11 protein-coding genes and 3 tRNA genes are annotated in these 12585 nt (G+C 74.9%); 11 read left to right on the forward strand and 3 right to left on the reverse strand.

The window, feature by feature from the left end:
* The first annotated feature begins 141 nt into the window (after positions 1-141).
* The 6 genes from OG617_RS21080 to OG617_RS21105 all read left to right on the forward strand — a co-directional run bounded on the left by OG617_RS21080 (position 142) and on the right by OG617_RS21105 (position 6034).
* A complete protein-coding gene (locus OG617_RS21080; RefSeq protein ID WP_396675862.1) occupies positions 142-1191 on the forward strand; it encodes an AAA family ATPase in 1050 nt (349 codons plus the stop codon).
* Between the two features lie 137 nt (positions 1192-1328).
* On the forward strand, positions 1329-2300 hold the full coding sequence (locus tag OG617_RS21085) for a DUF58 domain-containing protein (protein WP_405103861.1): 972 nt from the start codon (positions 1329-1331) through the stop codon (positions 2298-2300).
* Positions 2297-3256: a VWA domain-containing protein gene (locus tag OG617_RS21090; protein WP_405094766.1), complete on the forward strand. Its 960-nt coding sequence runs from the start codon at positions 2297-2299 to the stop codon at positions 3254-3256. Before OG617_RS21085 ends, OG617_RS21090 begins: the two co-directional genes overlap by 4 nt.
* Before the next feature lie 95 nt (positions 3257-3351).
* Complete coding sequence (locus OG617_RS21095; protein ID WP_405094767.1) at positions 3352-4215, forward strand: S1C family serine protease; 864 nt, start codon at positions 3352-3354, stop codon at positions 4213-4215.
* A 71-nt stretch (positions 4216-4286) separates the two neighbouring features.
* Positions 4287-4712: an alternative ribosome rescue aminoacyl-tRNA hydrolase ArfB gene (gene arfB, locus OG617_RS21100; RefSeq protein WP_405094768.1), complete on the forward strand. Its 426-nt coding sequence runs from the start codon at positions 4287-4289 to the stop codon at positions 4710-4712.
* Positions 4713-4897: 185 nt separating this feature from the next.
* Positions 4898-6034 carry a cellulose binding domain-containing protein gene (locus OG617_RS21105; protein WP_405094769.1) on the forward strand — a complete coding sequence of 379 codons (1137 nt, stop codon included), beginning with the start codon at positions 4898-4900 and terminating at the stop codon, positions 6032-6034.
* A 60-nt stretch (positions 6035-6094) separates the two neighbouring features.
* On the opposite strand, the gene OG617_RS21110 is transcribed toward OG617_RS21105, so the two are convergent.
* Both OG617_RS21110 and OG617_RS21115 read right to left on the reverse strand, forming a co-directional pair.
* Positions 6095-6955: a 3-methyladenine DNA glycosylase gene (locus tag OG617_RS21110; RefSeq protein WP_405094770.1), complete on the reverse strand. Its 861-nt coding sequence runs from the start codon at positions 6953-6955 to the stop codon at positions 6095-6097.
* Positions 6956-7039: 84 nt separating this feature from the next.
* Complete coding sequence (locus tag OG617_RS21115) at positions 7040-8416, reverse strand: hypothetical protein (RefSeq protein ID WP_405094771.1); 1377 nt, start codon at positions 8414-8416, stop codon at positions 7040-7042.
* 231 nt (positions 8417-8647) lie between these two features.
* On the opposite strand from OG617_RS21115, the gene OG617_RS21120 reads away from it, so the two are divergent.
* The 4 genes from OG617_RS21120 (at position 8648) to OG617_RS21135 (ending at position 10145) form a co-directional block, all read left to right on the forward strand.
* Positions 8648-9451: a fumarylacetoacetate hydrolase family protein gene (locus OG617_RS21120; RefSeq protein WP_396675847.1), complete on the forward strand. Its 804-nt coding sequence runs from the start codon at positions 8648-8650 to the stop codon at positions 9449-9451.
* 125 nt (positions 9452-9576) lie between these two features.
* Positions 9577-9648, forward strand: a tRNA-Gln gene (locus tag OG617_RS21125).
* Between the two features lie 131 nt (positions 9649-9779).
* Positions 9780-9852: transfer RNA gene (locus OG617_RS21130), tRNA-Glu, on the forward strand.
* A gap of 220 nt (positions 9853-10072) precedes the next feature.
* Positions 10073-10145, forward strand: a tRNA-Glu gene (locus OG617_RS21135).
* A gap of 251 nt (positions 10146-10396) precedes the next feature.
* Here OG617_RS21135 and OG617_RS21140 read toward each other — a convergent pair.
* Entirely contained in the window at positions 10397-11083 is a 687-nt protein-coding gene (locus OG617_RS21140) for an IclR family transcriptional regulator (RefSeq protein WP_007456408.1), read from the reverse strand.
* A gap of 49 nt (positions 11084-11132) precedes the next feature.
* Here OG617_RS21140 and leuC point away from each other — a divergent pair, with 49 nt between their 5' ends.
* A complete protein-coding gene (gene leuC, locus OG617_RS21145) occupies positions 11133-12575 on the forward strand; it encodes a 3-isopropylmalate dehydratase large subunit (RefSeq protein WP_405094772.1) in 1443 nt (480 codons plus the stop codon).
* Positions 12576-12585 lie beyond the last annotated feature (10 nt).

Consider the following 12585-nt stretch of genomic DNA (forward strand, 5'->3'; position numbering starts at 1 on the left):
GCCGGCGTCGTCGCGTCCGCTACCGGACCCCCGGCGAGCTTCCCGCCGGATGGCGACGGTCGTCCCGGTCCGGGAGGCAAAGGGGCCCCGAGGGGCGTAATTTCCGACGTTTGCCGGACGTCGCCCCGGGAAGCAAGCACCGTGACGGACATCTCGGACACCCTGGCCAGCCTGCCCAGCCCGGTCGATCCCGATCCGACCGGCGCCGAGCTGCAACAGACGCTCTTCGAGGTCAAACGCGTGATCGTCGGGCAGGATCGGCTCGTCGAACGCCTGCTCACCGCGCTGCTCGCGAACGGTCACTGCCTGCTGGAGGGCGTCCCCGGCGTGGCCAAGACGCTCGCCGCGCACACCCTCGCCACCGTGGTCGGCGGAACCTTCTCCCGGATCCAGTTCACCCCGGACCTGGTGCCCTCCGACATCGTCGGCACCCGCATCTACCGGGCCTCGAAGGAGAGCTTCGACGTCGAGCTCGGCCCGATCATGGCCAACCTGCTGCTCGCCGACGAGATCAACCGAGCCCCGGCCAAGGTGCAGTCCGCGCTGCTCGAGGCGATGGCCGAGCGGCAGGTCTCCATCGGCGGGCGGAGCTGGCCCGTCCCCGACCCGTTCCTGGTGCTCGCCACCCAGAACCCGATCGAGTCCGAGGGGGTGTACCAGCTCCCCGAGGCGCAGCGCGACCGGTTCCTCCTCAAGATCGTCGTGGACTACCCGGGTGACGCCGACGAACTGGCCATCCTCTACCGGATGAGCGCCGGTCGGCCGAGCCCACGCCCGGTCCTCGACCCCGGCCGGCTGCGCGCGCTCCAGCGCCGGGCCGGCGACGTCTTCGTGCACCACGCCCTCGCCGAGTACGTCGTCCGGCTGATCCTGGCCACCAGGGACCCGGGCCGGTTCGGGCTGCCCGAGATCGCGCCGTTGCTGGCGTACGGGGCCAGCCCCCGGGCCACCCTGGGCCTGGTCGCCGCCGCCCGGGCCCAGGCGCTGCTGCGCGGCCGGGACCACGTGCTGCCCGAGGACGTCCGGGAACTGGCGGTGGACGTCCTCGCCCACCGGCTGGTGCTCTCCTTCGACGCGGTCGCCGACGGGGTCTCCGCCGAGGCGGTGGTACGCCGGCTGGTCGAGGCGGTGCCGCCGCCCAGGATCGCCACCCACCACACCGGGTACGCCACCGACCTGGCGGCGGCGTGAGGGGCCCCGCCGTCCCGCCCGCGCGGGCCGGGACCACACGGGCGTCGACCGGGGCCACACGGGCGTGGAGCGGGGCGCCCCCGGCCGACCCGACCCCGGCCGACCCGACCCTCGCCGACCTCGCGCCCGGCGGGCGGCTGCGCCGGCTGGAGCTGACCGTCACCCGCCGCCTGGACGGGCTGCTGCACGGCCAGCACCGCGGGCTGCTGCCCGGCCCGGGCAGCGAGATCGCCGGCAGCCGCGAGTACCGGCCGGGCGAGGACGAGGTGCGCCGGATGGACTGGGCCGTCACCGCCCGGACCACCGTCCCGCACGTCCGCGAGGTCGACGCCGACCGGGAACTGACCACCTGGCTGCTGGTGGACGCCAGCCCCAGCATGGAGTACGGCACCGCCGAACTGGACAAGCGCGAGCTGGCGGTCGCCGCGGTGGCGGCGGTCGGCTTCCTCACCGCCGGCTCCGGCAACCGGCTCGGCGCCCAACTGCTGGCCCCGGACGGGCTGCGCCGGTTCCCCGCCCGCAGCGGCCGGACCCACCTGCTCGGGCTGCTCCGGGCGCTGCTGTCCGCGCCGCGCGTCGGCGGGTACGAACCGGACACCGCGCCGCTGGCGCCCCCGGACCTGACCGACGGGCTGGCCGCGGTGGGGCGGGTCGCCGCCCGACGGGGCCTGGTCGTGGTGGTCTCCGACTTCCTCGACGGGCTGCCCGACGACCCGGCGGCCCCGCCACCCTGGGAGGCGCCGCTGCGCCGGCTCGCCGTGCGGCACCAGGTGCTCGCCGTGCAGGTGACCGACCCGCGTGAGCTGGAGCTGCCGGACGTCGGCCTGATCACCCTGGTCGACCCGGAGACCGGCCGGGGGCGGGAGGTGTGGACCGGCGACCCCCGGCTGCGCGAGCGGTACGCCGAGGCCGCCGCCGCCCAACGCGACCAGATCAGCCAGGCGCTGCGCCGGTGCGGGGCGGGCCACCTGCCGCTGCGCACCGACCGGGACTGGTGCGCCGACATCGTCCGGCACGTGCACGCCCAGCGCCGGCTCGCCCTGGCGCCGGCGGCGAGTGGAGGCGGCCCGGCACGAGGGCCGGGCGCGGCGCGGGGAGGTGCCGCGTGAGCTGGCAGTCACCCGCCCGGCTCTGGCTGCTGCTCGGGGTCGTCGCCCTGGCCGCCGGCTACCTGCTGGCCCAGCGCCGCCGCAGCCGGTACGCCGTCCGCTTCACCAACCTGCGGCTGCTCGACCGGGTCGCCCCGCACCGCCCCGCGTGGCGCCGGCACCTGCCGGCCGGCCTCTTCCTGGCCATGCTGGCGCTGCTGGTGGTGGGCTTCGCCCGCCCCCACGACGAGGTGCGGGTGCCCCGGGAACGGGCCACCGTCATGGTGGCCGTGGACGTGTCCACCTCGATGCTCGCCTCCGACGTCGAACCGGACCGGCTCAGCGCGGCCAAGCACGCCGCTCGGCGGTTCGTCGACGGCCTGCCCGACGAGTTCAACGTGGGGCTGGTCGCGTTCGCCGGCAGCGCGGCGGTGCTGGTGCCGCCCGGCACCGACCGGGAGGCCCTGCACGAGGGGATCGACCGCCTTGCCGAGGGTGCCACCGGCGTGCAGGGCACCGCCATCGGGGAGGCGATCAACACCTCGCTCGGCGCGGTGAAGGGGCTGGACAGCGAGGCGGCCAAGCAGCCACCGCCGGCCCGGATCATCCTGCTCTCCGACGGGGCGAACACCTCCGGCATGGACCCGATGGAGGCCGCCGCCGAGGCGGTCGGGGCGAAGGTGCCGGTGCACACCATCTCGTTCGGCACCCCGTCCGGGTTCGTCGACCGGGGCGGCCGACCCATCCAGGTGCCGGTGGACGGGCAGACCCTCAAGGCGGTCGCCGACTCCACCGGGGGCGGCTTCCACGAGGCGACCAACAGCGCGGAGCTGCGGGCGGTGTACGACGACATCGGCACCTCGGTCGGCTACCGCCGGGAACAGCAGGACGTCTCCGCCCGGTTCATCGGGCTCGGGCTGGTCCTGGCGATGGGGGCCGCGGCGGGGTCGATGCGGTGGTTCTCCCGGCTGCCCTGAACCGGTCGGGCGCCGGTCCCGGCGCGTCGGCACGCCGACCCCTCCGGGTTCCCGAGACGGACATCCGCGGTGACAAGGACGTGAGGAGCGCACGCATGGCAGTGCAGACCGGACTGGGCGAGCCGAGCGGACCGTGGTTCGTCTCGCCCGAACTCGACCCGGACGGACGGGGCCGGTGGGACGTACCCGGTCAGGAGGGGGGCGGCCGGCGGCGCGGCTGGCTGGACCGGCTGCTGGCCGCGGCCGGGGTGGTGGCCCTGTCCACCCTGTCCGGCGCGGCGGCCGGCATGTGGGTCGCCGACCAGGCCGGTGCGCCGGGCCCGGCGGCGGCCTCGGCGGCGCCGGTGCCCGCCGAGCTGGTCACCGCCGCCGAACGGACCGTGCCGGGCGTGGTGTCGGTGCTGGTCGGGGGCGGCTCCGGCGCCGGGGCGACCGGCTCCGGGTTCGCCATCGACGACCAGCAGCACCTGATCACCAACGACCACATCCTGGCCAAGGGCGGCGGGACAGCGGTCACGGTGGAGCTGCCGGACGGCCGGCGGTTCCCCGCCGAGGTGGTCGGCCGGGAGCCGGGCAGCGACCTCGCCGTGCTCCGGGTGCCCCCGGACGCCGGCCTGGCCCCGCTGCCACTGGCCAAGCCGGGCGCCACCCGGGTCGGCGAGCCGGTGCTCGCCGTCGGTTCCCCGCTCGGGCTGGCCGGCACCGTCACCGCGGGCATCGTCAGCGCGCTCGACCGCCAGGTGCGGCTCGGCACCAACCGGCACCGGGCGGTGCAGACCGACGCGTCGATCAACCCGGGCAACTCCGGCGGCCCGCTGGTCAACGCCCGGGGCGAGGTGGTCGGGGTGAACACCGCCATCGCCACCATCGACGGCAGCGGCTCGATCGGCATCGGCTTCGCCATCCCGATCGACCAGGTGCAGCAGACGGCCGACACCATCATCGGCAAGGGCGGCTGAGCTGACCGCCCCCCGGCCCCTCGGGGACCCATGCCCGACCACGGGCACGGGCGGGGCGCTAGCCTCGGGGCGTGGACGACGGACTGCGGGTGACCGACCGACTGGTCGTGCCGGACGCCGAGCTGCGGGAGCGGTTCTCCCGCTCGTCGGGCCCGGGCGGGCAGGGCGTCAACACCACCGACTCGCGGGTGGAGCTGAGCTTCGACGTGGCCGGCTCGCCGAGCCTGCCGGAGCCGCTGCGCGCCCGGGCGCTGGAACGCCTGGCCGGCCGGCTCGTCGACGGGGTGCTCACCGTGGCCGCGAGCGAGCACCGGGCCCAACTCGCCAACCGGGAGGCCGCCCGGGAGCGGATGACGGCGCTGCTGCGCGAGGCGGTGGCCCCGCCGCCCCCGCCGCGTCGTCCGACCCGCCCGTCGCGGCGCGCCAAGGAGCGCCGCCTCACCGACAAGAAGCGCCAGTCCCAGCGCAAACGCGACCGCCGGGCCGACGACGACTGACCGTCCCCGCGCGAGTCGTCGGCGTCGCGTAGATCGGCGATGACCGTTCCCGGCGCGAGCCGGGCCGGCTGGGTGCCGGCATGCGGGAGGGCATTGAGGGGGAGCCGTCGATCTGGTCGAATGGCTCCGGGAGCAACCGGGCCGTCACCGACCGCACGACGTCACGTGACAGGAGTCCCTTCACCATGCTCCGAAGGCCAATCGTTCCGGCCCTGCTCGCCGCCCTCGCGGCGGTCCCCCTCACCCTGCTGCTCGGCCTGGTCGCCACCACGCCCACCCGTCCCGCCGTCGCCGCGCCGCCCGCCGCCGCGCCGGTGCGGATCATGCCGCTCGGCGACTCGATCACCGGCTCGCCCGGCTGTTGGCGGTCCATCCTCTGGAACCGCCTCCAGTCCACCGGCCACACGAACATCGACTTCGTCGGCACCCTCGGCCCGCAGGGCTGCGGGCAGCCGTACGACGGCGACAACGAGGGCCACGGCGGTTACCTGGTGACGAACGTCGCCAACCAGAACCTGCTCCCCGGTTGGCTCTCCGCCACGCACCCCGACATCGTGCTCATGCACTTCGCCACCAACGACGTGTGGAGCAACATCGCGCCGGCGACCATCCTGGCCGCCCACTCGAAGCTGGTGGACCAGATGCGGGCGAGCAACCCGGCGACGCGGGTGATCGTCGCGAAGATCATTCCGATGGCCCCGGCCAGCTGCGCCGAGTGCGGGCAGCGGGTGGTCGCGTTCAACAGCGCGATCGACGGCTGGGCGGCGGGGAAGACCACCGCGCAGTCCCCGATCGTGGTCGTCGACCAGTGGACGGGTTTCAGCACCGCCACCGACACGTACGACGGGGTGCATCCCAACGCCGCCGGCGACCAGAAGATGTCGGACCGCTGGTACCCGGCGCTGGCCGCCGCGCTCTCCGGCACCACCCCCACCCCGACCCCGACGAGCACGCCGACGGCGACGCCCACCGCCACGCCGACGCCCACCGCCACGCCGACGGCGACGCCCACCCTGGGGGGCGGCTGCACGGCCGGCTACCGGATCGTCGGGCAGTGGCAGGGCGGCTTCCAGGGCGAGGTGACCGTCCGCAACACCGGGGCCGCCCGGACCGCCGGCTGGACGGTCGGCTTCACCCTCCCCGACGGCCAGCGGATCAGCCAGACGTGGAACGCCGAGCTGACCCAGACCGGCGGCGCGGTCACCGCCCGCAACGTGAGCTGGAACGGGGCGCTCGCCCCGGGCGCGGAGGCCACCTTCGGCTTCCTCGGCAGCAGCACCGCAGCGCCCACCGTCCCCACCCTGAGCTGCGCGTCGAGCTGAGGCCGGGAGGCTGAGGAGGGGCCCCTGCCGCGCCACGGGCGTCGGGAGGGGCCCCTCCGCTCAGCCGAGCGCGGCGAGCAGCCGGGCGCGCAGAACGGCGGCCCGCTCGGCGAACCCGCGCTGCGCGGTGGCGTACTCGGCGCGGCCCTCCGGCGTCTCCACCCGCACCGGCGGGTACCCGAGCGCGGCCAGGTCGTACGGGCTGGCCCGCATGTCCAGCGCGCGTATCTCCCGGGCCAGGGCGAAGCCGTCGGCCACCAGCTCCGAACAGACCAGCGGGGAGAGCTTGTACGCCCACTTGTAGAGGTCCATGTTGGCGTGCAGGCAGCCCGGCTGCTCCAGATCGTGCTGGCCCTCCCGGGTCGGGGCGAGCAGGTTCAGCGGCCGGGCCGGCGCGGTGAAGAACCGGTACGCGTCGAAGTGGCTGCACCGCACGCCCCGCTCCTCGACCACGGCTGCCGTCTCCGCCGGGCTGAGCCGCAGCGGCCACGCGTTGTGGCGTACCTCCTCCTGGGTCTGCCGGTAGACCATCGCCCACTCGTGCATCCCGAAGCAGCCCAGGTGCGCCGGCCGGCCGGCGGTCGCCGCGAGCAGGGCGCGGATCCAGTCCACCGAGCCGGCCCGCCGGGCGCGTACCCCCTCGGTGTCGAGGGTGAGCCCGGCGGCGGTGGCCCGGTAGTCCGGGCCGAACTCGGCCGGGTCCGCGCCGCGCAGCACCACGCCCGCCCCGGGATGCCAGCGGCGGAGCTGGGCGGGGCGGTGCGAGTAGTAGGTGAAGAGGAAGTCCTCCACCGGGTGCTTCGCGCCGGTGCGGCGGCGGGCCAGGTGCGGGGCCAGCCACCCGTCGACGCGTTCCTCATGGGCGCGCCGCAGGGCCTGCCAGTCGGTCAGGTGCAGCGGTGCGGCGAGGGCGGCGGTCACCACCCCAGCGTACGACCGCCGCCCGCCCACCCCTGCCGACGCCCCGGCCTGGCCCGGGGCGGCGCCACCGGCCCCCGGCCCGGGTCAGGGCACGTCCACCCGGACCCCTGCGGAGAACACCCCGCTGCGCAGCTCGAGCTGCTTCGGCCGGCCCGGGCCGTCGACCGTGAACACCAGCGGCAGCACCAGCCGGCTGCCCGCGGCGAGCGGCTGGGCGAAAACGTCCCGCCCCTGGTTGGCCAGCCGGGTCGCCGCCTCGTCGGTGCTGACCCAGGTGCCGTCCGGCAGGTATGCCCGCTGCATCTGACCGTGCCAGGTCTGCTGCTGCGGGCTGACGTTGTGGACCCCGACGGTGGCCTGGCACTGCCCGCCGGCGATCGGCCTGTTCGGGCAGGCGATCCGGTAGACGGTGAACTCCAGCGCCTGCTCGCGCAGCGGCACGCCGACCACCCCCGTCGCGCTGCGCCCCACCCAGGCGCCGCTGGTCGGCTGCTTGGCCGTGTCGATCGCGGCGACCCGCCGGGTGGCGGTCAGCGTGGCCGCGAGGACCACCCCGGCCAGGATCACGAGGGCCGCCCCCACCAGCAGCCAGACCGGGGGCCGGCGGCGGCGGGCCACGGCCGTCGGTGTGGCGGGCCGGGGATACACGGTTCCCCGGTCGCCGGCCGCCGGCACGGTCGCCCCGGCGGTCCCGGCCGGCGCGGTGGCCCCGGGCTGCCGGGCACCGGAGCGCACGCGCCGGCGCCGCTGCCACCACCACAGCCCGCCGAGTCCGGCCAGGATGACCACGGCCAGCGCGGCGAGCAGCACCGGGGGCCGGCGCCACGGTGGGGCAGCGGTGACCTCGGCCGCCGGCACCGCCGCGCCGCTCCAGGTCGCGGTCGCGCAGTCGTACGGCCGGTTCCCGTCACTGGTGAAGGCGCAGGCCGGCGCGGTGAGCGGCCGGCCCGGCGCGGCGGCGGAGAGCGCCGTGTGCAGCGTGGTGGTGCTGCGGGCGGGCAGGTTGAGCTGCCAGGTCACCTCGGTGCTCGCCGCCGAGCGGGTGGCCCGCCCGCCGGGGGTGATCCAGGTCGCGGACGTCCCGGCCGGCAGCTCCTGGCGCACCGTGGTGGCCAGCGGCAGGCTCCCGGTGTTGCGGACCTGGACCTGGTAGCCCGGCGCGGGTGTGCCGGCCGGCGTGACCGCCACCGTCACCGGTGACGGTGCGCCCTGGGTCGGCACCACCACGGACGGCGAGACCAGTGGCGGCGGCGCGGGAGCCGCCGGCGTCGGCGCCGTCGCCGAGTCGGTGGGTGTCGGGGTCTCCGTCGGCGTGGCGACGGCCGCCGCCGGGCGGGCTGCCGCTGCCGGCGTGGCCGCCGCCTCCGGGGTCACCGTGGGCAGTGCCGGCACGGCGGCGAGAATGCCGAGGCAGTGTACGAACACTGCGAGGGCCCTGTGGTGTCGTGTCGATGCAGGCATACGAACGAACCTCCGGTAGCCGACGCTAGGTGCGGCGCCACGTCGTGCGGGTACGAAGTGGCGAACCCGGCCCGCACCGGCGACGGACGACGTAGGGTGGCCGCCCCGAGGTCCTCTCGCCCGACACCGCGGCCCGCCGCCCGGGGTGCCCCTCGTGCGTAGCAGGAGGTCCTCGCCGCCCTGACGTGCCGTCGGCGCGGCCGGACGTCGTCCCGGGGCTAGATTGGCCTGGTGCGTATCGCTCGTTTCGCTCATGCCAAGGGAATGTCGTTCGGGGCCGTCGAGGGCGAGCCGGAGGCGGGCCCTCAGGGCCTGACCATCGCCGAGATCGAGGGTCACCCGTTCGGTCAGATCCAGTTCAGCGGCGCCCGGTGGGCGCTCTCCGACGTCCGACTGCTCTCCCCGATCCTGCCCAGCAAGGTGGTCTGCGTCGGCCGCAACTACGCCGAGCACGCCGCCGAGCAGGGCAGCCCGGTGCCGAAGGAGCCGCTGCTCTTCCTCAAACCGTCCACCTCGGTGATCGGCCCGCGCGACGCCATCCGGCTGCCGATCTTCTCCAAGCGGGTCGAGCACGAGGCCGAGCTGGCCGTGGTGATCGGTGCCCCGGGGGCCCGCCGGGCCGATCGGGCCGCCGCCGAGCGGGCCATCTTCGGCTACACCTGCGCCAACGACGTGACCGCCCGGGACCTCCAGCGCTCCGACGGGCAGTGGACCCGGGCCAAGGGCTTCGACTCGTTCTGCCCTATCGGACCCTGGATCACCACGGACCTGGACGTCACCGATCTGGAGGTCCGGTGCGAGGTGGGCCGCAACCCGGAGGAGATGGAGGTGCGGCAGCTCGGCCGGACGCGGGACATGGTCTTCGACGTCCCGGCCCTGGTGTCGTACGTCTCGCACGTGATGACGCTGCTCCCCGGCGACGTGGTGCTCACCGGCACCCCGGCGGGGGTTAGCCCGCTCGTGGAGGGGGATACCGTCACCGTGCGTATCGAGGGGATCGGGGAGCTGACCAACCCGGTCGTCCCGGTCGGCTGACTCGTCGGGGCCCGAAACCGCAGTACAGCATGGGTTTCGGGCCCCCGATTTGGCCTAGCCGGGGCCGGGAGGGTAAAGTTTCTCTCCGGTGCCGCAAGGCACCGAACGGCACCGTGAGGTGCCAATGGGGTATGGGGTAATTGGCAGCCCAACTGATTCTGGTTCAGTTAGTCTAGGTTCGAGTCCTGGTACCCCAGCAATCGGTGTTCGCGAGAGCGCCGGTCGCTGGATCCCGCTGGAGAGCGCTCCGGTCGCCCGCAAGGGGCCGGAAGAATCTCTGGTAGAGTTCGGCGGAACCGCCCGGCAGGGCGGTGCAGGAGAAGGTTCTGGCCCCGTCGTCTAGTGGCCCAGGACGCCGCCCTCTCAAGGCGGTAGCGCCGGTTCGAATCCGGTCGGGGCTACAGTTCCGGTCAGCCCGTCTCACTTCGGTGAGGCGGGCTGTTTCGCGTTCCGGTACGGCCCCCGGGTCCCGGCCGTTGGCCGGCCGCGAGGTATCCGCCGCCGGGCCCTGGTGGCGGCGTTGCGCTCGACCCCGTCACCCACCCCCTGCGCGCTGGCGAGGGACCCGTCGCTAGACTACAGCGGCACCGTCCAGCAGGCCGGTGATGCAGGAAAAGTCTTGGCCCCGTCGTCTAGTGGCCCAGGACGCCGCCCTCTCAAGGCGGTAGCGCCGGTTCGAATCCGGTCGGGGCTACAACTCCACTCGGCCCGTCTCACTTCGGTGAGACGGGCCGTTTCGCGTTCCGGCACGGCCCCCGGGTCCCCACCCCACCCCCATCCCACCCCCGCCCCCGCCCCACCCCGCTCCGGTGATCAAGAGGTTTACGTCGGCCTCAGCTCGGATCGAGACGTAAACCTCTTGATCACCGGGGTGAGGCGGGGCGGGGTGGGCCCGGCAGGGTGGGGGGTGAGCCCGGTGGGGTGGGGGGTGAGCCCGGTGGGGGGCTAGAGGCCGGAGAGGCGTTGGCCGGCTCTGACCACGGCCATGGCGTGGCGTTCGCCGGGGCGGCGGCCGAGGCGCTCGATCGGGCCGGAGATGCTGACCGAGGCGATCACCCGGCCAGTGCGGTCGCGGATCGGGGCCGAGACGCTCGCCACACCGGCCTCCCGCTCGGCGACGCTCTGCGCCCAGCCCCGCCGGCGCACCTCGGCCAGCGTGCGGCCGGTGAACTTCGACCGGGGCAACAGCGGCATCACCGCCTCCGGCGGCTCCCAGGCCAGCAGGATCTGCGCCGCCGACCCTGCGGTCATCGGCAGCACCGAGCCCACCGGCACGGTGTCCCGCAGGCCGCTGGCCCGCTCGGCGGCGGCCACGCAGATCCGCTCGTCCGCGCGGCGCAGGTAGAGCTGGGCGCTCTCCCCGGTGGCGTCGCGCAGCGCGGCCAGCAGCGGCTCCGCCGCTGTCAGCAGCACGTCCGGCGCGGCGTTGGCGAGCTCACCGAGTCGAGGGCCAGGGCGCCAGCGGCCCTGGGTGTCCCGGACCAGCATCCGGTGGATCTCCAGCGCCTGCGCCAGCCGGTGCGCGGTGGCCCGGGGCAGCTTGGTGCGTTCAACGAGTTCGGCCAGGCTGGCGCCGTCGACGCAGGCGGCCAGGATGACCACCGCCTTGTCGAGAACGCCGACACCGCTCATACTGTGTCCCACAAGCCGAAACTTACCTCCCAGAATTTAGGATGTCCAGATGGTGGGAGTCACTCAACCGAGGACCCTGGCCGAGAAGGTCTGGGACACGCACGTCGTCCGGTCCGCCGAGGGCGAACCGGACCTGCTCTACATCGACCTGCACCTGCTGCACGAGGTCACCAGCCCGCAGGCCTTCGACGGGCTGCGGCTCGCCGGCCGCCGCGTGCGCCGCACCGACCTCACGCTCGCGACCGAGGACCACAACACCCCGACGGGGTACGCGGATCCAGCGTTCCAGCAGCGGCGCGGCGACCTGCTCACGATCGCGGACCCCACCTCCCGCACCCAGATCGAGACGCTGCGCCGCAACTGCGCCGAGTTCGGTGTCCGGCTGCACCCGCTCGGCGACGCCAACCAGGGCATCGTGCACGTCATCGGCCCGCAGCTCGGCGTCACCCAGCCCGGCATGACGATCGTCTGTGGCGATTCGCACACCGCCACCCACGGGGCGTTCGGCGCCCTCGCGTTCGGCATCGGCACCAGCGAGGTCGAGCACGTGCTGGCCACCCAGACGCTGCCACAGGCCCGCCCGAAGACGATGGCCGTGAACGTCACCGGCCAGCTCGGCCCCGGCATCACGGCCAAGGACCTGGTGCTCGCCCTGATCACCCAGGTCGGCACCGGTGGCGGGCGCGGGCACATCGTGGAGTACCGGGGCGAGGCGATCCGCGCGCTGTCCATGGAGGGGCGGATGACCGTCGCCAACATGTCCATCGAGTGGGGCGCCAAGGCCGGCATGATCGCGCCGGACGAGACCACCTTCGCGTACCTCAAGGGGCGGCCGAACGCGCCGCAGGGGGCCGACTGGGACGCGGCGGTCGACCACTGGCGGACGCTGCCCACCGACGAGGGGGCGACCTTCGACGCCGAGGTGACCCTCGACGCGAGCCGGATCACCCCGTTCGTCACCTGGGGCACCAACCCTGGTCAGGGCGCCCCGCTGGGCGCGGCCGTGCCGGACCCGGAGGAGTTCGAAACCGACTCCGAGCGGGCCGCCGCCCGCCGGGCCCTGGAATACATGGACCTCGTGCCGGGCACCCCGCTGCGCGACCTCTCCGTCGACGTGGTCTTCGTCGGCTCCTGCACCAACGGCCGGCTGGAGGACCTCCGCGCCGCGGCCGACGTGCTGCGCGGGCAGAAGGTCGCCGACGGCGTACGGATGCTCGTGGTCCCCGGCTCCGCCGCCGTCCGGGAGGTCGCCGAGGCCGAAGGGCTGGACAAGGTGTTCACCGACGCCGGCGCCGAGTGGCGGTTCGCCGGCTGCTCGATGTGCCTGGGCATGAACCCGGACACGCTCTCCCCGGGGCAGCGTTCCGCCTCGACCTCCAACCGCAACTTCGAGGGGCGCCAGGGCAGGGGTGGCCGCACCCACCTGGTGTCGCCGCCGGTCGCCGCCGCCACCGCCGTGGTCGGCCGGCTGGCCGCCCCCGCCGACCTGTAGAAGGGCAGCC

Source organism: Micromonospora sp. NBC_01412 (assembly GCF_045040215.1).
GTDB classification, from domain to species: Bacteria; Actinomycetota; Actinomycetes; order Mycobacteriales; family Micromonosporaceae; genus Micromonospora; species Micromonospora rubida.

Coding starts and splice junctions, on each gene's coding strand:
- OG617_RS21095 (WP_405094767.1), top strand. CDS start 3,352: ATGGCAGTGCAGACCGGACTGGGCGAGCCGAGCGGACCGTGGTTCGTC.
- OG617_RS21105 (WP_405094769.1), top strand. CDS start 4,898: ATGCTCCGAAGGCCAATCGTTCCGGCCCTGCTCGCCGCCCTCGCGGCG.
- OG617_RS21115 (WP_405094771.1), bottom strand. CDS start 8,416: ATGCCTGCATCGACACGACACCACAGGGCCCTCGCAGTGTTCGTACAC.
- OG617_RS21140 (WP_007456408.1), bottom strand. CDS start 11,083: ATGAGCGGTGTCGGCGTTCTCGACAAGGCGGTGGTCATCCTGGCCGCC.
- leuC (WP_405094772.1), top strand. CDS start 11,133: ATGGTGGGAGTCACTCAACCGAGGACCCTGGCCGAGAAGGTCTGGGAC.